The organism is Agrobacterium salinitolerans (assembly GCF_002008225.1).
Lineage (GTDB): Bacteria > Pseudomonadota > Alphaproteobacteria > Rhizobiales > Rhizobiaceae > Agrobacterium > Agrobacterium salinitolerans.
In genome coordinates, this window is the sequence record NZ_MRDH01000002.1 from 40475 (window position 1) to 60918 (window position 20444).

Sequence of the window (20444 nt, forward strand, 5' to 3'; positions counted from 1 at the left end):
CACCTTCTCCCCGGCGGGGAGAAGAAACAAGCTGCGATGGCGGCGATAAACCGTTGTCCTCGCGTGTGCATTCGACCCATAAACACACGAGACCAAACCATGCCACATCAATTCGATTGGAACGCCGCGTCAACCCTTTCAGAGACCTTCGTCTCGCAATGGGCGGGCAACGAGCCGGGCGGAGCGGTCATTGGTTTTGATCTCGATGGCATTCGTTTTGCCCATGCGGGCGGCGTCGAAAGTCTCTCGACCTTCGCACCCTTCACGCCGCAGAGCGTGGTGCGTTATGCCTCCGTCACCAAACACGTTTTCTGCGCCATGGTGCTCGCCCATTCCGATCTGATCGGGCTCAACGATCCGCTCGGCAAACATCTGCCGGAGCTGCAATCGCCGCTGCGCGACGTTACGGTCGGGCAGGCGCTGGATATGAGCGGCGGCCTGCCGGATACGCGCGAATGCCTGTCGCTGCTTGGTCTTTCCGTCTATACCGAAACGAAGGCTGGCCCGCTTCTCGATTATCTCACGCGTCTGACCCGGTTGAACTTTCCAGCCGGCAGCGAGGTTTCCTATTCCAATACGGGCTATCGTCTCGTGGAAGCGGCGCTGGAGCGCCGGGGTTTCCGTTTCGATGATTTCGTGCAGGGGCAGATTGCGAGCCCCTTTGGTGTTTTCCTGAAGGCGCCTGATGTCTGGAACGACCCTGTCGACGGTCTCGTACCGGGTTACTGGAAGTCCGAAGAGAACTGGCAGCTGTCGGCCGCTGGCCTGCATATCTCCGCCTCCGGCAGTCTTGCCGGCAGTGCCGAGGCGCTGACCCGCTGGCTGCAGGGACTGATGCGGGGTGAGGGCAGCTTTGCCGATGTTCTGGGCAGGCTCTCCGCCGTGCGGCCACTCGCCGATGGGCGGATGAGCGAATATGGACTTGGCCTGCGCTGGTCGCATCTCGGTGACCGGCGTTTCGTTGGCCATGGCGGTTCGCATCCCGGCTACAAGACCTATTTTCTGCTCGACCCTGAAAACGGCACTGGCTTCGTCGTGGTGTCGAACCGCGAGGACACCAATGGCTTCAAGATCGCGCTGGAAAGTATGGCGGCCTTGACCGGCCTGCCTCTGCCGAAACCCGCGGCCAGCCTGCCCGACGGTCTTTACGCTACGGAAAGCGGTCCTTGGTGGCTGGAGATCAAGGGCAGCACATCCACTTTCATCGATGGTGACGACACGCTTTACGAGGATGCCGACGGCTGGGTCTCGTCGCGTTCGGCATCCTCGCCCATGCGACTGAGGTTCGATGGCGAAGCGATCATTGGCGAGGCGGGCCATGCGGCCCGACGCTTCCTGCCTGTTGGCGAGCATGCCGTGCCGGATGATCTTTCGGGGTTGTGGCGCTCCGATGAGGGCGCCGAATTTTCGATCAGCGGTTCGTCGCTGACGATGGGCATCGGCCCGACGCGTCGCAGCATGCCTCTGAAGGCGCTCGGCAATGGTCGTTTCCTCTTCACGCTGATTGACGGGCCATGGACGAAGCGCGTCTGCCTCAATCGCCTGGGCGATGATCGGATCGAGCTGGTTTCCAGTCGGGCGCGGATGATCGAATATTCGAGGGGCCTTTAAAAGGGTTTCATTCACCTCCCATTGCTCCTAATAAAGACGCTTTCCGGATAAACGGATAAGATGTTTTGTTGGGAGTGTGAGCCTTGGAAGTCAAATGGCTCGAGGATTTCCTGGCGCTGGCCGGAACGCTCAATTTCTCGAAGGCGGCGGATGAGCGGCATGTGACGCAATCCGCCTTCAGCCGGCGCATCAAGCAGCTGGAAGCCTGGGTAGGCGCGACGCTGGTCGACCGCGCATCCTATCCCTCACGATTGACGGAGGCAGGAGCGAAGTTCGTGCCAGTAGCGCAGGAGACGCTCAAACAGCTCTACCATGCGCGGCGCACCCTGTTACAGGAAGATGGCGAGGATGCGAAGACCGTACGGCTGACCGCCCTCCATACTCTGTCCTTCACCTTTTTTCCTGGCTGGTTGAAACGGGTGAATGACACAGCTGGCCCCCTGTTTTCCGTGCTGCGGCCCGACTCCGGCAGCATGGAGGAAAACCTCAACTCGCTGGTGGACGGGCAGAGCGATTTTCTTCTGACCTATGCCCATCACGAAGTGCCGATGCTGCTCGATGCGCAACTGTTCGAATTCCGTCTGCTCGGGGCGGAAAACATCATTCCCGTTTCAGCGCCCACTCAGGATGGCGCACCGCTGCATGCGCTGGTGGAAAATGCGAAAAAACCCTTTGCCTATCTGGATTATGAAAAAGCCTCGTTCTTCGGGCCGCTGCTGCGCGATCTCTTAAGCGCGCGGTTGCCGCAATTCGAGCGTGTGCATGAGGGCAGCATGTCGGTGGGGCTGAAAGCCATGGCGATGGCCGGCTGGGGTGTCGCCTGGGTGCCGGAAAGCCTGATGCGGCAGGAGCTGGATAGCGGCGCTCTGGTGCGCGCCGCCGATGACAGTTTCGATATTGCCGTCGATATCCGGCTCTATCGTTCCAAAGAGAACCGCCGGCCCGTTGTCGAGCGCATCTGGGCGGTTCTCGAAGGCTGATACCTGCTTAAATCGCCGTACGGCGGGCGTTTTCGAGGTAGAGCGCGCGCAGGCGGCTCACCATCGGGCCGGGCTTGCCGTTGCCCACCGGCTTGCCGTCGATCTTCGTTACCGAGACGACGAAGTTGGAGGCGCTGGTCAGGCATGCTTCGTCGGCATTCATCGCTTCTTCGAGCGTGAAGGGGCGTTCTTCCAGCGTAAACCCGGCCTCCTTGGCCAATTGCAGAGCGGCAAGGCGGGTGCAGCCGGGCAGGGTCTTGTTGCTGTTGCCGCGGGTGATGATCTTTTTATCGGCGGTGACGATATAAGCGGTCGAGGACGCGCCTTCGGTGACGAAACCGTCCTCGATCATCCACGCCTCGTCACAGCCCTCGGCCTTGGCGATGCGCTTGGCCATGACCTGTGGCAGCAGGCAGACGGTCTTGATGTCACGACGTTCCCAGCGCTGGTCGGGAACCGATTTGACGGCGATACCGGCCTCCTCGACGGCGGTGCCAAGCAGCTTTTTTGCCTGGGTGAACATGACCAGTGTCGGTTTCAGATCGGCGGAGAACAGGAAGTTGCGGTCTTCGGCGCCACGCGTCAGCTGCAGATAGATCATGCCTTCGACGAGATTGTTGTCGGCGATCAGGCGACGTTCGGCTTCAACGATCTCTTTCGTCGTGACCGGCAGGGCCACATCGATTTCACGGGCGCTGCGTTCCAGCCGGGTCATATGCAGGTCGCTGTCGATCAGCTTGCCTTCCAGAACCGACGTGACTTCGTAAATTCCGTCGCCGAACAGGAAACCGCGGTCGAAGATGGAAAGGCGGGCGTCCGCTTCGGGCAGAAATTCGCCGTTGACGTAAACGATGCGGCCGGATGGGCTGGTCATGAAAACTCCGTCTGGAAGATCAGGCTGAAACAAGGGTTTTAAGGGTGTCGATGGAAATGGCTTCAACCGTGGCGGCCTTGCCGGTGCCGGCATTGAAGCCCGTAGTCGTGGTTGCTGCGCAGAGCGAATTGAGGATCGCCTCCTCCGTCGCCTCAATCGCAGCTTCGAAGAGCGGCGAAATCGCATCGTTGGAAAGTTCTGGATAGTCCGCGACGGTATTGCGGCGCGCAGGCGTGCGACGCAGCCGCTCATCGGTGGAAAAGGCCAGCGAATAGTCACCGGAGCCGTTGCTGAGTGCGGCGCCCGTGCGGGCCAGTCCACCGAAGCTTCTGGCAGCGAGGCGCTTCAGATTGCGGGGGGAGAGCGGCGCATCGGTTGCGACCACGATAACGATGGAGCCGTCCTTGTCTTTATGCTCAGGGCTGACATAGGGCTTACCGCAGACCAGCAGATGGCCACCATAATTGGACTGCACGAGAACGCCGAGCGTGTAAGTCTCCCCGGCGATGGGGACGATGCGGGATGCGGTGCCTATGCCGCCTTTCATGCCGAAGGCGACCGTGCCCGTTCCGGCGCCAACGCCACCCTCGGCCACCGGGCCTGTGGTAGCGTTTTTCAGCGCGGCCGAGATCTCCTCGACGGTCGGGCGGCTGGCGCGGATGTCATTCAGGCGGGAATCGTTGGTCTCTCCGACCACCGAGTTGATCGACACCACTTTTTCATTGCCCGGCTGTGCCAGAGTATGGCGGTTGATTGCCTCAATGGCCCGGCCTGTCGCCAGCGTGTTGGTAAGGATAACGGGCGTTTCGAGTTCGCCGAGTTCGTCGATCTGGGTCGAACCGGCAAATTTTCCGAAGCCGTTATAGACGGCGAAGGCGGCGGGCACCTTGTCCTGAAAAAGATTGCCGCCATGCGGCAGGATCGCGGTTGCGCCGGTGCGGATCGTCTCGCCTTCAATCACTGTGGAATGGCCGATGGTCACGCCTTCGACATCGGTGATGGCGTTGAGCGGGCCGGTATCGAAATGGCCGGGCCGGAAACCGATATCGCGCAGTCTCGGGCGGGTCGTCTGATGCATCGGGCGATCACTTTTGCGGAATGCGGGCTCAAGCTGGAACAGGCGCGGCTTCATGAAAAGCTTTGCTCTGACTTGACGTTAGCCTAGTTCGCCGTGAAACGGCATCGCAAAAATGGAATAGTTTTATGCGGGCAATGGATGCGCTCAGGAGGCGCGCAACGCGGCTTCGCCTTCCCGCTCCAGCCATTGCCGCATCGCGTCTTCCGTTTCTCCGCGGGTCGGCGCGCCGATGCGGCCGCCGAAGACGGTGCATTTGAGCGCGGCGGCAACGGAGGAGAGGCGGATGGCGGCGCGGCTTTGCATGCCCTCAGCCATCGCCAGCGCAAAGGTGCCGTGGAAGATATCGCCCGCCGCCAGCGTATCCACTGCCTTGACCTGCATCGTCGTCTGGAAATGCACCGCCGGATCGCCGGCCTCCGTCCACCAGCAGCCCGCCGGACCGGCGGTGACGGCGATGAAGGTTTGCGGATGACGGGCGTGTAGCACCGGTAGCATGTCTTTTACAGTTTCGATGCCCGTCATCCGGGCGGCGGCGGGTTCGGAAAAGACGATATGGGTTGCGGCAGGGGCGAGCTTCTCCAGCGTTTCCACCGGTGCAACGTCGCCATCCAGAATGGCGGGTTTGCCGAGCGTACGCGCCACATCAAGGACATCAAGCGCCAGTTCCGGCCAGCGAACATCAACGAGAACGGCATCAAAGGGGGCAATATCTTCCGGCGTGCAGGCGCGTTTTTTCTCGTGCAGGCGGTGATCGTAGAAAGGCACGATCAGCCTTTCACCACGATCATCGATGATGATCGTCGAGAGTGCCGAGCGCGCGCCGGAAGCAACGGTCATGCCGGCAACATCGATGCCGCTTTCGGAGAGATCGCGCAGGATACGGCTTCCGGTCTCGTCGTCGCCCACCGCACCCCACAGGCTGGCGTGGCCGCCCATGCGATGGACGGCATAGGCGGCGCTGGAGGCCATGCCTTCGGCGATCTGCAGCATCTCATAGGGCAGGACCTTGCCTTCGCCCTTCGGCATGTCTGCCACGCGAAACAGGGTGTCGAGCACGGCGGCACCCACGCAGAGCACATGCTTGCCGCCCGCTTCCTTTACCATTCTCTCCGCTCCCGCCGTGTTCAGATGCGCTTGCCGCTGTCCTTGTCGAACAGATGCACCGTTGCCGGGTCGATGGCAATGTGGATCGTATCGCCGAAGCGGACATTCAGGCGCTCGCGGAACAGGCAGGCGATATCGTCACCCTTGCAATCGAGCTTGGCGTAGATTTCCGAGCCGGTGCCTTCGACCAGTTCGACCCGGCCTTCGATGCCGGTCTCGGCAGCGCGGATATGTTCCGGCCGCACGCCGTAGACGAGATCGCGGCCGCCGAGCTTGCCGATATCGGCATGGGCGGGCAGCGGCAGGCTAAGGCCCTTGGTGGTGCGGAAAACGCCTTCTTCCACCCGGCCGCGAATGAAATTCATGGCCGGCGAACCGATGAAACCGGCAACGAAAAGATTGGCAGGATTGTCGTAAAGTTCGAGCGGTGCGCCGATCTGTTCGATCACGCCATCATGCAGCACCACGATCTTGTCGGCCATGGTCATGGCTTCCACCTGGTCGTGGGTGACGTAGATGGTTGTCGTGCCGATGCGCTGGTGCATGGCCTTGATCTCGCCGCGCATCTGCACACGCAGCTTGGCGTCGAGGTTGGAAAGCGGCTCGTCAAACAGGAAGACCTGCGGATCGCGCACCAGCGCCCGGCCCATGGCCACACGCTGGCGCTGGCCGCCGGAGAGCTGGCGTGGATAACGGTCGAGCAGTTTTTCCAGGCCCAGAATGGCGGCGGCCCTGTCGACCTTGGCCCTGGTTTCCTCCGCGCTCACCTTCTTCAGCTTCAGCGCGAAGCCCATATTATCCTTCACCGTCATATGCGGATAAAGGGCGTAGTTCTGGAAGACCATGGCGATATCGCGGTCGCGGGCGGGCAGGTTGCTCACCTCGCGCGGGCCGATGTGGATCTCGCCGTCGCTCAGCTCTTCCAGGCCTGCGATCATGCGCAGCAGGGTGGATTTGCCGCAGCCGGAAGGGCCAACGAGGACGACGAATTCTCCGTCCTTGATGTCGATATCGATACCGTGGATGACGTTGACCGAGCCGAAGCGCTTCTGGACATTTTGAATATTGACCGGTGCCATGTTTTGGTTCCCGTTATAATTTGAATTCAGCCGCCCTTGACGGCGCCGGCGGTGAGACCCGCCACGATCTGTTTCTGTGCGAACATGGTCAGCAGCAGCACCGGCAGCGTCACGATCAGCGCGGCTGCGGCCAGCGGTCCCCAGCTCACCTGTTCGAAGGACAGCATGTTGTAGACCGCGACCGGCAGGGTGCGCGTTTCGCGGCTGGCCAGCACGATGCCGAAGACGAAGTTGTTCCACGAGAAGATGACCGCGAGGATAAAGGAAACGACGATGCCGGGCTTGGCAATCGGCAGCGCCACCAGCCGGAACACCTGCCAGGAGGATGCGCCATCGATGCTTGCCGCCTCTTCCAGTTCCTTCGGGGTCGTCTCGAAGTAACCGATCATGATCCAGACGACGATCGGTACCGTCACCACAAGATGGATGATGATCTGCGGCCAGAGCGTGCCCAAGAGGTTCAGCCATTGGAACAGCAGGAACAGCGGAATGAGGAAAGAAAGGCCGGGCGTCATGCGGGCGATCATGATGACGACGGCCGATTTTTCAGCCTTCAGTCGGGCAATGCCGTAGCCGGCCGGCACGCCGATCACCAACGCCAGAATGGTGGCGGCGCCGGTGACGAGGACCGAATTCCAGAAATAGAGGAAGAAATTATTCTCCTCGAACACTTTCACATAGTTCGACCAGGCAAAGCGTTCGGGAATGAGGATCGGCGGATAGGCGCCGTTGTCGATTTCATATTTCAGCGACAGCGAGATCATCCAGATGAAGAACAGGATGACGGGAGAGATCATCACCAGCGCCACGAAAAACAGGCCGAGCCGGTCGAGATTTTTGCGTTTCAGGATTTTTGCAGACATCAGCGATCCTCCATCTCGTTCCATTGTGAGCGCTGGCGCACCATCAGAAGCACGAAGGACAGCGCCACGATGATGATGAAGAAGACCACCGCCATGGCCGAGCCGTAACCAATGTCGTAATAGGCAAAGGCCGTGTTGTAGAGATAGATGTTGATGGTTTCCGATGCCGTGCCGGGCCCCCCTTGAGTCATCGCATAGATGATGTCGAAGCTTTTGACGGCGTCGATGGAGCGGATGATGACGGCGATCATCAGGAACGGCGCAATCATCGGCATCGTCAGGTAACGGAACTTCTGCCAGGCGTTGGCGCCGTCGATTTCAGCACTTTCATAGGGTTCGCGCGGCACGGCGGCGAGACCGCCGAGCACGATCAGCATGACGAGCGGTGTCCATTGCCAGGTTTCCACCAGAACCAGCGAGGGGATGACGGTGGACTGGTTGTAGATCCATTCCAGCGGCCCGATGTGGATGAAGGACAGGAGATAGTTCAGAACGCCGAGCTGCGGGTGGAACATCATGGTCCAGACGAGCGCGATGGCGACTGGGGTCGCCATCATTGGCATGACGAAGACGCCGCGCAGAAAACCGCGCAGCGGAAACTGTGCATCGAAAACCAGCGCCGCCAATGTTCCGAGGATAAGCGGAGCGACGACCGACAGCACGGTATAGATGAGCGTATGCCAGAGCGATTCCCAGAACCTGATATCGCTTGCAAGCCTGATATAGTTCTCGAAACCGATAAAGCTCTGCTCCTGTCCGAGCGTCCAGCGATGCGCGCTCATCCAGAGGGTGAAGACCCACGGAAAAACGATCACCGCCGAAATGACGACAAGTGCCGGTATGACGAAGGGCCAGTAATTGGGAGCAAGCCTTGCGGGCCTGCTCCCTTCTTTCCGGCTCGCGCCTGTCTTGGTGTTTTCGATGCTCACGGAGGCCATTATCCCTCGCTACGCGCCAGAACGGGTGCGAACTGTTCCGTTGCCTTTTTCAGCTCAGTTGCCGGGTCCGCGCCGCCGATCATGTTGGTGAGGCCGACGCCGTAGATGTCGCGGAATTCCGTCACCGGAATGATGACGGGGAGCGCCAGCTGCGAGACCTTTCCGGAGTCGACGACGGCGTCCAACCAGGTGGCCGGCATCTTGACGCCTTCGCGGACCTTCTGATCTTCGAGAATGGACTGGCGGAACGGAACACCCGCACCGGCCTGCAAGAGACGCGCGCCCATTTCATGCGAAATCGCCCATTGGCAGAAGAGATAGGCGGCTTCCTTCTTGCTGCTGGCTTCGACGACGCCGAGACCATCGCCAAAGGTGCCGGCGGCCTGTGCTGCCGGACCCTTCGGCATGACGCCGTAACCGACCTTGCCGACAACGCGGGATTTTTCCGGGTTTTCGATCGGCGGCGCAAAACCGACGCCATCGAACCACATGCCGATCTTGCCCTGAAGGAAGGCCGACTGCGCTTCGGCCCAGTTGAAGCCGGAGACGCCGGGAGGGGCGGCTTTGGTCATCAGACGCTGATAGAGCTTTGCAGCTTCAACCGCTTCCTTGGATTCGGTATTGATCTTGCCGTCCACGATTGGTTTTGCGCCGTAACCCAGCATCAGCGAGGTCCAGACAGGTGTATTGGCGTTCTTGAGGCCGCGCGCCACGAAACCATAGGTGTTGGTTGCGGGGTCGGTGATCTTTTCCGCCGCCGTTACCAGTTCCTCGAAGGTCTCCGGGTATTTAAGGCCCTTGGCTTCGAAGAGCTCCTTGTTCCAGTAGACGATCCAGTAATCCACCGAGAAGGGGAGCGAGCGCAGCACGCCGTCGCTATCCTTCGCAAACAGCATGCCGGCCTCGGCAAAGTCCTTTTCGGTGAGCGACGGATCGGTGAGCGACGGGTCCTTCAGGAAGCCGCTAATATCGGCCAGCCACTTGCCTTTTTCGAACTGTCGCTTCTGAACGTGGTAGCTCAGATGCACAACGTCGAAGCTGGGCTTTCCAGAGGAAAGTTCGATGACCACCTTCTGGCGCTGCTGTTGTTCCGGCGTTGCTTCGGCATTGACCTTGATGCCGGTCAGCTCTTCGAATTCGCCGAGATATTTGATCAGCGTTTCGCTGCGCGGGCTTTTGACGAGATTGACTTCAAGCGTCGTGCCTGCGTGTTTTTTCCAGTTCACCGCCGCCGATGCCGGGCGAATGCCGAGCATCGCGCTGCCGCCAATCGCGGCCGTGCCTGCCAGAAAGGCGCGACGCGTGGGGTTGAGCAATGAATGCCTCATGTCAGTTCTCCTCCAGTTAGCCGGAAATTCTCCTCACCTCCGGCTTGTTGCTTATTTTCATGCAATTCCGGCGCAGGACCGTTCTGCTGCCCTGCCGGAATTGCCCTATACTGCCAGCGCCCTGTCCCTTGCGTTGCGAATATGGGCGGTCAGGCGCTCTACGGCGTCTTCGACGGATCGCTTCTCAATGGCTTCGAGAATGGCGAGGTGTTCTTTCATCACCGATTTCACGTGGCCTGCGATGCGAAAGCGCTCCTGATTGATGAGGCGCATCTTGATGGAATTGACCCTGTAGGCGTTCGAGATGATCGAGTTGCCGAGACTATCGATGAAGGCATCGTGCATGCCCCAGTCCACCTGCTGGGCATGCTGATCGAGCTCCGGCGATTCCCCACCGTTTTCCGTCGCCTCGGCGATATCGCGGTGCTGTTTCAACAGCCTGGCGATGGTCTCGTCCGAGGCCGAACGGGTAAAGAGCGCCACGGCCTCCTTCTCGAGAAAGATACGGAACTGGAACGCCTCGCGAATGAGGTTGATGTCGATATGGGCGACCTGCAATCCCCGCTGCGGTACCGTCTTGATCAGACCTTCCGCCTCCAGCCGCGGAATTGCCTCCCGGATCGCGCCGAGCGGCAGGCCCGTCAGTTCCACGAGGCGGCGCTGCGAGATGAATTGCCCCGGGCGAACGTCGCGCGAGAGAAGGTGGTGCGTAAAGCTCTCATACGCCCGTTCCCGCAATGTCTGTTCGCCGGTATCGTCCATGCTCAACCTTTCAGCTTTGTTCAGGCGGCCTGCCTGCGAAACAGCGCGTCGAAAGCGCCCTCGATCTGCCGCCGATCCTCAGGTGAAATCGCGACGAGCGGTGCACGCACATCCGACCAGATAGTTTCCCCTGTCGTGTGTGATACCAGCACCTTGACGGCAGGCGTAACCGGGAATTTCAGAAGTTCCACAACAAGATCGACAATGCGGGGATCATCCTTGCCGTCAACGGCCATCGCGCGGACTTCCTGCGTCAGGAAATTGGCAACGCCGGATATGGCGCCCTGACCGCCGAGGCGGACGCCTCTTGCGAGATCACGCTCATCGCCGATCAGAATGGCGAGATCGCCATGTTCTTTCAGCAGGCGCTCGGTATGGCTCCAGTTGCCTGAGGAGTCCTTCACGCCGGTAACGATGCCCGGAAACGCTTGTCTCAGCCGCCCCACCAGTTCGACCGACAGTGTTACCATAGTCACGGAAGGGATGTTGTAGACGAGAATGTCGCGTGCATCCTTACCGATCTTCGAAAAGACCGCCGAGAACCAGGCAAACAGGCCGTCGTCGCTGACATTCTTGAAATAGGAAGGCGGGGCGAGAAGAATATTGCGGGCGCCGGCTTTCAGGGCTTCCGCCGACTGGTCTGCCGCATCTTCGATGGAATCCACCAGAACCCCGGTGACGATACGCGACGGTGCAATGCCTGCTGCAATGAAGCTGGAGAGGATCGTCTGCCGTTCGCGGCTGCCGACAGAGCAGCCTTCACCCGTCGTGCCGAAGAGTGTCACGCTGTCGCAGCCATTGGACAGGCAACGGCGGGCATGGGCGATCATGGCATCGATATCGACCGTTCCGTCCGTTTTGAAAGGGGTTGTCAGGGCTGCCGAAAGGCCGAATTTCTGGGTCAATTAAGATGCTCCTCCAAGGTGACCGCGAATTGATGGCATACTGACATGTTAGTTGTAAAGCAGTAATTGCAGGAGGATTGCTCGGAGCGTGAGCGTTCAGGACTTTACAGGGGAAATGAGTTCTGGGGTGGGCTTGCCAGCACCGATGAGGATTGATTGGATCGGTCCGGATGGGCATGAGTTTATCGCGGTGCGAGACGCACAAGCATCATGGGCAGGGAGACGGAAAAATGCGAAAATAAAATTTGACTGTCGGAGTAAAGATTTTTATCAGGCAGTCTGAATATAGGGATAAGGGACCATCATCATGACTATTGTGGAGTCGGCAGCGCCTGTAGCGGAGACCGAGCAGAGCCGCGTCAAGCGTCTGAAGGCAGCGACGCGCGGGGCGCATGGCGATCTCGATAGTTTCATTATGGCATCGAAGCCGTTCGAGAGCCGTGAGAACTTCGGCAAGTTCGTCGAAACGCAATATCTTTTCCATCGCGATCTCGATGTCTTCTTCGCCAATGCCACGCTTGATGGCCTGCTGCCCGACCTCAAGGGCCGCCGTCGTCTCTCCATGATCGAGCAGGATCTTTCCGATCTCGGTCTTGCCATTCCCGAAACGGCCGCGCCGCGTTTTTCCGCCGAGACGCCCTTCGATCTGCCGGAGGCCATGGGCTGGCTTTACGTGGTCGAAGGATCCAATCTCGGTGCGGCCTTCCTGCTGAAGGACGCGGCAAAGCTTGGGCTTGGGGAAGAATTCGGCGCCCGCCATCTCGCTGGCGCTCCCGAAGGTCGTGGCCTGCACTGGCGCACCTTCACCGCTGCGCTTGATGAAATTTCGCTGACCGTTGAAGAGGAAGAGCGGGTTGTCGCAGGCGCCGAGTCCGCTTTCCGGGCGGTGCATGCCTATGCGCAGCAGCGGATGGGTTGAGGTTTTAGCATAGCTTCCAGAGAGCTATCGCGGGCTGATCGTAGTTCCTGAAACGGTAAGCGTCATCCTCGGGCTTGTCCCGAGAATCTGCAACCGATTGATTTTACGCAACATGGTTAGATCTTCGGGACAAGCCCGAGAATGACGAAGAGTGTGAGGCGAGCCTCGCGGCACTTTCAGGCCTACTGCGAGAGCCGCTCACCTTTGACGTATCGCTCTCAATATTTGCCGAATAAACAGGCAAATATTTTTACCAAATGATAAAAATTTTGCCTTTCGGTCAAGGCTAGATGCGTCCCAAAATTTTATCCATTTGATAAAATTATTGTATTTGGTCTGGCACAGAACCTGCTACTCTTTTCTCAAGTCAGGAGACACCTGACGCAAAAAAGGGAACAGCAAAATGGAAATCGGTGTTTTTATCCCGATCGGGAACAATGGTTGGCTGCTTTCAGAAAACGCGCCGCAATACAAGCCGAGCTTTGATCTCAACAAGGCGATCACGCTGAAGGCGGAGCAATATGGTTTCGACTTTGCGCTGTCGATGATCAAGCTGCGCGGTTTTGGCGGCAAGACCGAATTCTGGGATTATAATCTGGAATCCTTCACGCTGATGGCGGGCCTCGCTGCCGTTACCTCCAAGATCAAGCTGTTCGGCACCGCCGCCACGCTGGTCATGCCGCCGGCCATTGTTGCGCGTATGGCGACGACGATCGATTCCATTTCCGGCGGTCGTTTCGGCATCAACCTGATTACCGGCTGGCAGCGGCCGGAATATAGCCAGATGGGGCTTTGGCCGGGTGACGATTATTTTGGTGATCGTTACGAATATCTCGGCGAATATACCTCCGTGCTGAAAGAGCTGCTGACGGAGGGCCAGTCGGACTTCAAGGGCAAGTTCTTCCAAATGGACGATTGCCGTATGAAGCCGGTGCCGCAGGGGGATGTGAAGCTCATCTGCGCCGGTTCCTCCAATTCCGGCATGGCGTTTTCGGCCAAGTTCGCCGATTACAGCTTCTGCTTCGGTGTTGGCGTCAATACGCCCAAGGCTTTTGCGCCCACCAATGAGCGACTTCTGGCGGCAACGGAAAAAAGCGGCCGCGAGGTTAAATCCGTCGTGCTGACCATGATCCTTGCCGAGGAAAAATCCGAGGATGCCTGGGCGAAGTGGGAGCATTACAAGGCGGGTGCGGATGAGGATGCGATCAAGTGGCTCGGCTTGCAAAGCGCCGTCGATACCAAATCCGGCTCCGACACCAATGTCCGGCACATGTCCAATCCCGTCTCGGCGGTCAATATCAACATGGGAACGCTGATCGGCTCCTATGAGGAAGTGGCAGCCATGCTGGACGAGATGAGCGAGGTGCCGGGGACTGGCGGCGTGATGCTGACTTTCGACGACTTCCTCGAGGGCGTCGAAAAATTCGGCAAATATGTGCAGCCGCTGATGAAGAGCCGCCGGCATGTGCTGGCCGAACTGGAGGCAGCGGAATGAGTGAAGCCGTCGTGGCGGGTTACAAGGGGCCGGAAAGCCGTTCGGAAAGCGTCACACTTCCCGCAAGGCCGGAGCCGATTACCCTCAAACCCAGCGAGACCGCCGTTGTCGTGGTCGACATGCAGAACGCCTATTCGACCGAGGGCGGTTATGTCGATCTGGCCGGGTTCGACATATCAGGCGCCAAAAGCACCATCGCCAACATCAAGAAGACGCTGGATGCGGCGCGCGCGGCGGGTGTCCAGGTCATTTATTTCCAGAATGGCTGGGACAAGGACTATGTCGAGGCGGGTGGACCTGGTTCGCCCAACTGGCACAAGTCCAACGCCCTGAAAACTATGCGCAAAAGGCCAGAATTGCAGGGCCAGCTGTTGGCCAAGGGGACGTGGGACTACGCCATCGTTGACGAGCTGCAACCGCAGCCAGGCGATATCTTGGTGCCGAAGACGCGTTATAGCGGGTTCTTCAACACCAATATGGACAGCGTGCTGCGCGCCCGCGGTATCCGCAATCTGGTCTTCGTCGGCATCGCCACCAATGTCTGCGTGGAAAGCTCGCTGCGCGACGCCTTCCATCTCGAATATTTCGGGGTGATGCTGGAGGATGCCACGCATCATCTGGGACCGGACTATATCCAGCAGGCGACGGTCTACAATGTCGAGAAATTTTTCGGCTGGGTCGCCACCGTCAATGATTTCTGCGGCGTCATCTCGCAGGCCGCACCCGTCAGCGCTTGATATCCAACCACAAAGAGGAGAACGAAATGCCGAAGAAGATCGTCGTGCCTGCCGGCACCAGCAAACCCATCGCCCCTTTTTCGCCGGGAACGCTTGCCGATGGCGTGGTTTACGTGTCCGGCACGCTGCCCTTCGACAAGGACAATAATGTCGTGCATGTGGGCGATGCGAGCGCCCAGACACGCCATGTTCTGGAAACCATCAAGTCGGTCATCGAAACCGCGGGCGGCACGATGGAAGACGTGACGATGAACCACATCTTCATCACCGACTGGGCAAATTATCAGGCCGTCAACACGGTCTATGCCGAATATTTCCCCGGCGACAAGCCGGCGCGTTATTGCATCCAGTGCGGCCTCGTGAAGCCAGATGCGCTGGTGGAAATCGCCACCGTCGCCCATATCGGCAAATAGGCGAGACGGCAGATGATGCACTTCGAGGTTCATGGCCGCACAGATGCCGAGGCACCTACCATCCTTTTGTCTTCGGGGCTGGGCGGATCGGGTGCCTATTGGGCGCCGCAGATCGAAGCCCTTTCCCGTCATTTCCGCGTGGTCACCTATGACCACCGCGGAACCGGAAGGACGGGCGGCGAGGTGCCGGAGGAGGGCGGCATATCTGCCATGGCGGATGATGTGCTGGAGATTGCCTCGGCCCTGAACCTCGAAAAATTCCATTTCATGGGCCATGCGCTCGGCGGCCTGATCGGCCTCGATATCGCGCTGCGGCGGCCCGGCCTTATCGACCGGCTGGTGCTTATCAATGCGTGGAGCAAGGCCGATCCGCATTCGGGACGCTGCTTTGACGTGCGGATCGAGCTTCTGGAGAAATCCGGTGTCGAGGCCTTCGTCAAAGCCCAGCCGCTGTTTCTTTATCCGGCCGCCTGGATGTCGGAGCATCAGGAACGGCTGGCGCGGGATGATGCCCATGGCGTCGCGCATTTTCAGGGCAAGGTGAATGTGCTGCGGCGCATTGCGGCGCTTCGGGCATTTGATGTCGATAGCCGTCTAGGTGAGATCGACAGTCCGGTGCTGGTGGTGGCGACGAAGGACGATCTTCTGGTGCCTTATACCCGCTCGCTGCGTTTGGCGGAGGGATTGCCGCAAAGCGAGCTTTGTCTTTTGGATTTCGGCGCCCATGCGGTGAATATCACCGAGCCCGACCTTTTCAACGAGCGGCTATTGCAGTTCCTGCTGCCAGCCGACCAGACATTATGACAGGATTTTAGAGCAAGATGACGAAAGCACTTGATGACAATGTACTGGACAACGGGGCACTTGACGACGCTGCACTGGCAACGCTTTTCACCGAAGCACGCACCCACAATGGCTGGATGGACAAGCCGATTGGCGACGAGACGCTGAAGGCGCTTTACGATCTGACGAAGATGGGGCCGACCTCGGCCAATTGCTCGCCCGCGCGTTTCGTTTTCGTGCGCAGCCCGGAAGGCAAGGAAAAGCTTCGGCCGGCACTCTCTTCGGGCAATCTCGAAAAGACCATGGCGGCACCCGTGACGGTCATCGCCGCCATTGACGGGGAATTCTACGAGAAACTGCCGGAACTGTTTCCGCATGCCGATGCGCGTTCGTGGTTCACGTCCAGCCCTTCTGTGGCCGAAGAAACGGCTTTTCGCAACGCCACGCTTCAGGCCGGATATCTGATCCTTGCCGCGCGCGCTCTGGGGCTGGATACCGGCGCCATGTCCGGCTTCGACAAGGCCAAGGTGGATGCGGCATTTTTCGCGGGCAGGACGTGGAAATCCAATTTCCTGATCAATCTCGGTTATGGCGATCCGTCGAAGCTGTTCGGCCGCCTGCCGCGTCTTGGCTTTGAAGACGCGTGTCTCCTGGCTTGATGGCCTGTTAAGGAAGGATGGGTTAGATGCAGATGATGTCTCTTGAAAAGGAAGCGGAAATGGAGACGAAGACTGCTGAGCAGCGCAGCCTCGATTATAGAAACGCCATGGCGCGGCTCGGTGCGGCGGTCAATATCGTGACGACGGATGGCGCGGCAGGCCGTGCCGGTTTTGCCGCAACGGCGGTTTGCAGCGTTTCCGATAATCCGCCGACGCTTCTCGTCTGCCTCAACCGCAATGCCTCAGCCTACAAGGTGGTGAAGGCTAATGGCGTTATCTGCATCAATACGCTTGCCGCCCATCACGAGGTTCTGAGCACGCTTTTTGGCGGCAAGACACCGGCGGACGAGCGCTTCGCCGCGGGTAGCTGGGGCGTGCTCGAAACCGGTGCGCCGGTTCTGGAGGATGCACTCGTCTCTTTCGACTGCCGCATCCGCGAGGCGCATGACGGCGGCACGCATGACATTCTGATCTGCGAGGTCGTCGATATGAAGATCAATGCGGGTGATGAAGCGCTGATGTATTTCAACCGGCGTTACCGGGTGCTTTGAACGCAGTCTCTGCGGCCGGATGATACCCCTTAATTCACGATCAGCTATTTGCACGCCGTCATCCTCGGGCTTGTCTCGAGGATCTGCAACCGATTGATTTTATTCGACGTGGATAGATCCTCGGGACAAGCCCGAGGATGACGGCGGAAGTTTCTTTTCACGTCAGCAAAAAGGGCGTTCCCGGATTCCCGGAAACGCCCTTTTCATTTACTTGATCAGCGGCAGAAGATCGTTGATCGACTTCTTCGCGTCGCCATAGAACATCCGCGTATTGTCCTTGTAGAACAGCGGGTTCTCGATACCGGAATAACCGGTGCCCTGGCCGCGCTTGGAGACGATGACGAGTTTCGATTTCCACACTTCCAGAACCGGCATGCCGGCGATGGGTGAATTCGGATCGTCCTGCGCCGCCGGATTGACGATGTCGTTGGAGCCGATGACGATGACGACGTCGGTGCTCGGGAAATCGTCGTTGATCTCGTCCATTTCCAGCACGATGTCGTAGGGCACCTTGGCTTCGGCGAGCAGCACGTTCATGTGGCCCGGAAGACGGCCTGCCACCGGATGGATGGCGAAACGCACGGTCTTGCCGTCGGCGCGCAGCTTGCGGGTCAGTTCCGACACGGCCGATTGCGCCTGCGCCACCGCCATGCCGTAACCGGGCACGATGATGACACTGTCGGCGTCGTTGAGTGCTGCGGCCACGCCTTCGGCGTCGATCGCCACCTGCTCGCCCTCGATTTCCATCGCCGGACCTGTCGTGCCGCCGAAGCCGCCGAGGATGACCGAGATGAAGGAGCGGTTCATCGCCTTGCACATGATGTAGGAGAGGATCGCACCCGATGAGCCGACCAGCGCACCGGTGACGATCAAGAGATCGTTGCCAAGCGTGAAGCCGATGGCCGCCGCCGCCCAGCCGGAATAGCTGTTCAGCATCGAGACGACGACCGGCATGTCGGCGCCGCCGATGCCCATGATCAGGTGATAACCGATGAAGAAGGCGGCGAGCGTCATCAGGACGAGCGTCCATGCGCCGGCGCCATTGCAATACATGATGAGCAGCAGGAGCGACAGGATCGCAGCACCGGCGTTCAGAAGATGCCCGCCGGGCAGCTTCTTCGCCTTGCCGTCCACCTTGCCGGCAAGCTTGCCAAAGGCGACGACCGAACCGGTGAAGGTGACCGCGCCGATGAAGACGCCGAGGAAAACTTCGACCTTCATGATCGCCAGTTCCACCGGCGTCTTGTGGGCGAGAATGGCGGAAAAGCCGGTCAGCAGCGAACGTGCGGTCTCATCGAGCGAGGCGACATGCGCTTCCTCGATATGGGCGTTGAAGCCGATGAAGACGGCGGCAAGGCCGACGAAGGAGTGAAGGGCTGCCACAAGCTGTGGCATTTCGGTCATCTGCACGCGGCTTGCGACGAAGTAGCCGAGAACCGAGCCGCCGGCCAGCATCAAGAGCACGACGAGCCATTGCCCGACGCCCTTGCTGATTTCGGGGCCGAAGACGGTGGCGATGATGGCGAGGCCCATGCCAACGATGCCGTACCAGACGGCGCGCTTAGCGCTTTCCTGTCCGGAAAGACCGCCGAGCGAGAGGATGAAAAGAACGGCTGCGGCAACATAGGCCGCGGAAACGATACCAATGGTCATTTATTTAAATCCCCGCACGCTCAGGACTTCTGGAACATGGCGAGCATGCGCCGTGTCACGAGGAAACCGCCGACGATGTTGATCGTCGCGATCAGGACGGAAAGCGAGGCAAGGATCACCACCAGCCAGTTGCCGGAACCGATCTGCAGCAGTGCACCGATGATGACGATGCCGGAAATCGCGTTTGTCACCGCCATCAGCGGGGTGTGCAGCGAATGGCTGACATTCCAGATGACCTGGAAACCGATGAAGCAGGCGAGCACGAAGACGATGAAGTGGCTCATGAAACTTGCCGGTGCAAAAAGACCGACGAGAAGCAGAAGCGCGGTACCGACGACCAGCAGCCCGACCTGGCTTTTGGTCTGCGCCTTGAACTCGGCCCGTTCTTTCGCGTGTTTTTCCTCAGGCGTCAGCTCTTTGGCGCGTTCCTTCGGCTTCTGCGCGGCAATGGCCTGGATCTTCGGCGGCGGCGGCGGGAAAGTGATCTCACCCTGATAGGTGACGGTCGCGCCGCGGATGACATCGTCTTCCATATTGTGAACCGGCTTGCCGTCTTTTGCGGGCGTCAGATCGGTCATCATGTGACGGATGTTGGTGGAATAGAGCGTCGAGGCCTGCGCCGCCATGCGGCTCGGAAAATCGGTGTAGCCGATGACGATGACGCCATTGTCGGAAACCACACGCTGGTCGGGGACCGTGAGGTCGCAATTGCCGCCGCGTTCTGCGGCGAGGTCGATGATGACCGAACCCGGCTTCATCATCGCCACCATGTCGGCAAGCCACAGCTTCGGGGCGTCGCGGCCAGGGATCAGCGCGGTGGTGATGACGATATCGATCTGCGGCGCCAGTTCGCGGAACTTCTCAAGCTGCTTCTCGCAGAATTCCGGCGAGGAGGGGGCGGCATAACCGCCGGTGGCGGCGCCGTCCTGCTGCTGATCGGCGAAATCGAGATAGACGAACTCAGCGCCCATGGATTCGATCTGTTCGGCCACCTCAGGGCGAACGTCGAAGGCATAGGTGATGGCGCCAAGCGATGTGGCCGTACCGATGGCGGCAAGACCGGCGACGCCTGCGCCGATGACCAGAACCTTGGCGGGCGGCACCTTGCCGGCGGCGGTGACCTGGCCGGTGAAGAAACGGCCAAAATTATTGCCGGCCTCGATCACGGCGCGATAACCGGCGATATTGGCCATGGAAGACAGGGCGTCCATTTTCTGGGCGCGGGAAATGCGCGGCACCATGTCCATGGCGATAACGTTTGCGCCCTTTTCCTTGGCCTGCTCCAGAAGGTCCTTGTTCTGGGCGGGATAGAAAAACGAGATCAGCGTCTTGTCGGAAGACAGCCGATCAATCTCTGACGTTTCCGGTGGGCGAACCTTGGCGATGATGTCGGAACCGGTGTAGAGCGCCTCAGCGCTTTCGACCACCGTCACGCCTGCCGCGCGATAGGCGTCGTCGGAAAAACCGGCCGCCTTGCCAGCGCCAGCCTCGATCACGCAATCATATCCGAGTTTTTGCAAAGCCAGCGCGCTGTCCGGCGTCATGGCGACACGCGCTTCGCCTTCATAGAGTTCCTTAGGTGTCCCGATTCTCAAAACTGCTCTCCCATTCCCGTCCTGATAAGCCGTCATAGCCCATTTCGAGTATTTTTGTCTTGTTCTTGCTGTTTTTCTACCTGCGGCGGATTGACATCAGGGAAAAGGCCATTTGGG

At 59.5% G+C, this 20444-nt stretch carries 20 protein-coding genes; 9 read left to right on the forward strand and 11 right to left on the reverse strand.

Annotated features, from left to right (window positions below):
* The first annotated feature begins 99 nt into the window (after positions 1 to 99).
* On the forward strand, positions 100 to 1611 hold the full coding sequence (locus tag BS627_RS00330) for a serine hydrolase domain-containing protein (RefSeq protein WP_077981354.1): 1512 nt from the start codon (positions 100 to 102) through the stop codon (positions 1609 to 1611).
* Positions 1612 to 1694: 83 nt separating this feature from the next.
* The gene (locus tag BS627_RS00335; protein ID WP_077981355.1) at positions 1695 to 2591 is read left to right on the forward strand and encodes a LysR family transcriptional regulator; all 897 of its coding nucleotides are present in this window, start codon (positions 1695 to 1697) and stop codon (positions 2589 to 2591) included.
* A 7-nt stretch (positions 2592 to 2598) separates the two neighbouring features.
* On the opposite strand, the gene BS627_RS00340 is transcribed toward BS627_RS00335, so the two are convergent.
* The 9 genes from BS627_RS00340 to BS627_RS00380 form a co-directional block, all read right to left on the reverse strand.
* Entirely contained in the window at positions 2599 to 3465 is an 867-nt protein-coding gene (locus tag BS627_RS00340) for a D-amino-acid transaminase (RefSeq protein WP_077981356.1), read from the reverse strand.
* A gap of 19 nt (positions 3466 to 3484) precedes the next feature.
* Positions 3485 to 4543 (reverse strand): P1 family peptidase, encoded by a 1059-nt coding sequence (locus tag BS627_RS00345; protein WP_077981593.1) that lies wholly within the window; start codon positions 4541 to 4543, stop codon positions 3485 to 3487.
* A 144-nt stretch (positions 4544 to 4687) separates the two neighbouring features.
* Positions 4688 to 5647 (reverse strand): sugar kinase, encoded by a 960-nt coding sequence (locus BS627_RS00350; protein ID WP_077981357.1) that lies wholly within the window; start codon positions 5645 to 5647, stop codon positions 4688 to 4690.
* Between the two features lie 20 nt (positions 5648 to 5667).
* A complete protein-coding gene (locus BS627_RS00355) occupies positions 5668 to 6726 on the reverse strand; it encodes an ABC transporter ATP-binding protein (protein WP_077981358.1) in 1059 nt (352 codons plus the stop codon).
* Positions 6727 to 6752: 26 nt separating this feature from the next.
* The gene (locus BS627_RS00360; RefSeq protein ID WP_170985582.1) at positions 6753 to 7574 is read right to left on the reverse strand and encodes a carbohydrate ABC transporter permease; all 822 of its coding nucleotides are present in this window, start codon (positions 7572 to 7574) and stop codon (positions 6753 to 6755) included.
* Positions 7575 to 7588: 14 nt separating this feature from the next.
* Positions 7589 to 8527, reverse strand: a complete 939-nt coding sequence (locus BS627_RS00365; protein WP_077981360.1) for a carbohydrate ABC transporter permease — start codon at positions 8525 to 8527, stop codon at positions 7589 to 7591.
* Positions 8527 to 9855 (reverse strand): ABC transporter substrate-binding protein, encoded by a 1329-nt coding sequence (locus BS627_RS00370; protein WP_077981361.1) that lies wholly within the window; start codon positions 9853 to 9855, stop codon positions 8527 to 8529. Before BS627_RS00370 ends, BS627_RS00365 begins: the two co-directional genes overlap by 1 nt.
* Positions 9856 to 9960: 105 nt before the next feature.
* Positions 9961 to 10617 (reverse strand): GntR family transcriptional regulator, encoded by a 657-nt coding sequence (locus tag BS627_RS00375; RefSeq protein ID WP_077981362.1) that lies wholly within the window; start codon positions 10615 to 10617, stop codon positions 9961 to 9963.
* Between the two features lie 20 nt (positions 10618 to 10637).
* Positions 10638 to 11522: a dihydrodipicolinate synthase family protein gene (locus BS627_RS00380; protein ID WP_077981363.1), complete on the reverse strand. Its 885-nt coding sequence runs from the start codon at positions 11520 to 11522 to the stop codon at positions 10638 to 10640.
* Positions 11523 to 11829: 307 nt separating this feature from the next.
* Here BS627_RS00380 and BS627_RS00385 point away from each other — a divergent pair, with 307 nt between their 5' ends.
* The 7 genes from BS627_RS00385 to rutF all read left to right on the forward strand — a co-directional run bounded on the left by BS627_RS00385 (position 11830) and on the right by rutF (position 17079).
* Positions 11830 to 12441 (forward strand): biliverdin-producing heme oxygenase, encoded by a 612-nt coding sequence (locus tag BS627_RS00385; protein ID WP_077981364.1) that lies wholly within the window; start codon positions 11830 to 11832, stop codon positions 12439 to 12441.
* A 403-nt stretch (positions 12442 to 12844) separates the two neighbouring features.
* The gene (rutA, locus tag BS627_RS00390) at positions 12845 to 13936 is read left to right on the forward strand and encodes a pyrimidine utilization protein A (protein WP_077981365.1); all 1092 of its coding nucleotides are present in this window, start codon (positions 12845 to 12847) and stop codon (positions 13934 to 13936) included.
* Entirely contained in the window at positions 13933 to 14673 is a 741-nt protein-coding gene (gene rutB / locus BS627_RS00395; RefSeq protein ID WP_077981366.1) for a pyrimidine utilization protein B, read from the forward strand. The genes rutA and rutB overlap by 4 nt, the downstream gene beginning before the upstream one ends.
* Before the next feature lie 26 nt (positions 14674 to 14699).
* Complete coding sequence (gene rutC / locus BS627_RS00400) at positions 14700 to 15086, forward strand: pyrimidine utilization protein C (protein ID WP_003492069.1); 387 nt, start codon at positions 14700 to 14702, stop codon at positions 15084 to 15086.
* A 12-nt stretch (positions 15087 to 15098) separates the two neighbouring features.
* The gene (gene rutD / locus BS627_RS00405; RefSeq protein WP_165691080.1) at positions 15099 to 15890 is read left to right on the forward strand and encodes a pyrimidine utilization protein D; all 792 of its coding nucleotides are present in this window, start codon (positions 15099 to 15101) and stop codon (positions 15888 to 15890) included.
* 17 nt (positions 15891 to 15907) lie between these two features.
* A complete protein-coding gene (locus BS627_RS00410) occupies positions 15908 to 16528 on the forward strand; it encodes a malonic semialdehyde reductase (RefSeq protein WP_077981367.1) in 621 nt (206 codons plus the stop codon).
* A gap of 26 nt (positions 16529 to 16554) precedes the next feature.
* Positions 16555 to 17079: an NADH-dependent FMN reductase RutF gene (gene rutF, locus BS627_RS00415; protein WP_077981368.1), complete on the forward strand. Its 525-nt coding sequence runs from the start codon at positions 16555 to 16557 to the stop codon at positions 17077 to 17079.
* A gap of 207 nt (positions 17080 to 17286) precedes the next feature.
* Here the strand turns inward: rutF and BS627_RS00420 are convergent, their stop codons facing one another.
* The gene (locus tag BS627_RS00420) at positions 17287 to 18732 is read right to left on the reverse strand and encodes an NAD(P)(+) transhydrogenase (Re/Si-specific) subunit beta (protein ID WP_077981369.1); all 1446 of its coding nucleotides are present in this window, start codon (positions 18730 to 18732) and stop codon (positions 17287 to 17289) included.
* 20 nt (positions 18733 to 18752) lie between these two features.
* On the reverse strand, positions 18753 to 20327 hold the full coding sequence (locus BS627_RS00425) for a Re/Si-specific NAD(P)(+) transhydrogenase subunit alpha (protein ID WP_077981370.1): 1575 nt from the start codon (positions 20325 to 20327) through the stop codon (positions 18753 to 18755).
* Positions 20328 to 20444 lie beyond the last annotated feature (117 nt).

Bases quoted from the DNA above. Each gene is read 5' to 3' on its own strand.
- rutB (WP_077981366.1), top strand. From the start codon at position 13,933: ATGAGTGAAGCCGTCGTGGCGGGTTACAAGGGGCCGGAAAGCCGTTCG.
- rutD (WP_165691080.1), top strand. From the start codon at position 15,099: ATGATGCACTTCGAGGTTCATGGCCGCACAGATGCCGAGGCACCTACC.
- BS627_RS00370 (WP_077981361.1), bottom strand. From the start codon at position 9,855: ATGAGGCATTCATTGCTCAACCCCACGCGTCGCGCCTTTCTGGCAGGC.
- BS627_RS00355 (WP_077981358.1), bottom strand. From the start codon at position 6,726: ATGGCACCGGTCAATATTCAAAATGTCCAGAAGCGCTTCGGCTCGGTC.
- BS627_RS00420 (WP_077981369.1), bottom strand. From the start codon at position 18,732: ATGACCATTGGTATCGTTTCCGCGGCCTATGTTGCCGCAGCCGTTCTT.
- rutA (WP_077981365.1), top strand. From the start codon at position 12,845: ATGGAAATCGGTGTTTTTATCCCGATCGGGAACAATGGTTGGCTGCTT.
- BS627_RS00340 (WP_077981356.1), bottom strand. From the start codon at position 3,465: ATGACCAGCCCATCCGGCCGCATCGTTTACGTCAACGGCGAATTTCTG.
- BS627_RS00350 (WP_077981357.1), bottom strand. From the start codon at position 5,647: ATGGTAAAGGAAGCGGGCGGCAAGCATGTGCTCTGCGTGGGTGCCGCC.
- BS627_RS00410 (WP_077981367.1), top strand. From the start codon at position 15,908: ATGACGAAAGCACTTGATGACAATGTACTGGACAACGGGGCACTTGAC.
- rutF (WP_077981368.1), top strand. From the start codon at position 16,555: ATGCAGATGATGTCTCTTGAAAAGGAAGCGGAAATGGAGACGAAGACT.
- BS627_RS00345 (WP_077981593.1), bottom strand. From the start codon at position 4,543: ATGCATCAGACGACCCGCCCGAGACTGCGCGATATCGGTTTCCGGCCC.
- BS627_RS00385 (WP_077981364.1), top strand. From the start codon at position 11,830: ATGACTATTGTGGAGTCGGCAGCGCCTGTAGCGGAGACCGAGCAGAGC.
- BS627_RS00365 (WP_077981360.1), bottom strand. From the start codon at position 8,527: ATGGCCTCCGTGAGCATCGAAAACACCAAGACAGGCGCGAGCCGGAAA.
- BS627_RS00375 (WP_077981362.1), bottom strand. From the start codon at position 10,617: ATGGACGATACCGGCGAACAGACATTGCGGGAACGGGCGTATGAGAGC.
- rutC (WP_003492069.1), top strand. From the start codon at position 14,700: ATGCCGAAGAAGATCGTCGTGCCTGCCGGCACCAGCAAACCCATCGCC.
- BS627_RS00330 (WP_077981354.1), top strand. From the start codon at position 100: ATGCCACATCAATTCGATTGGAACGCCGCGTCAACCCTTTCAGAGACC.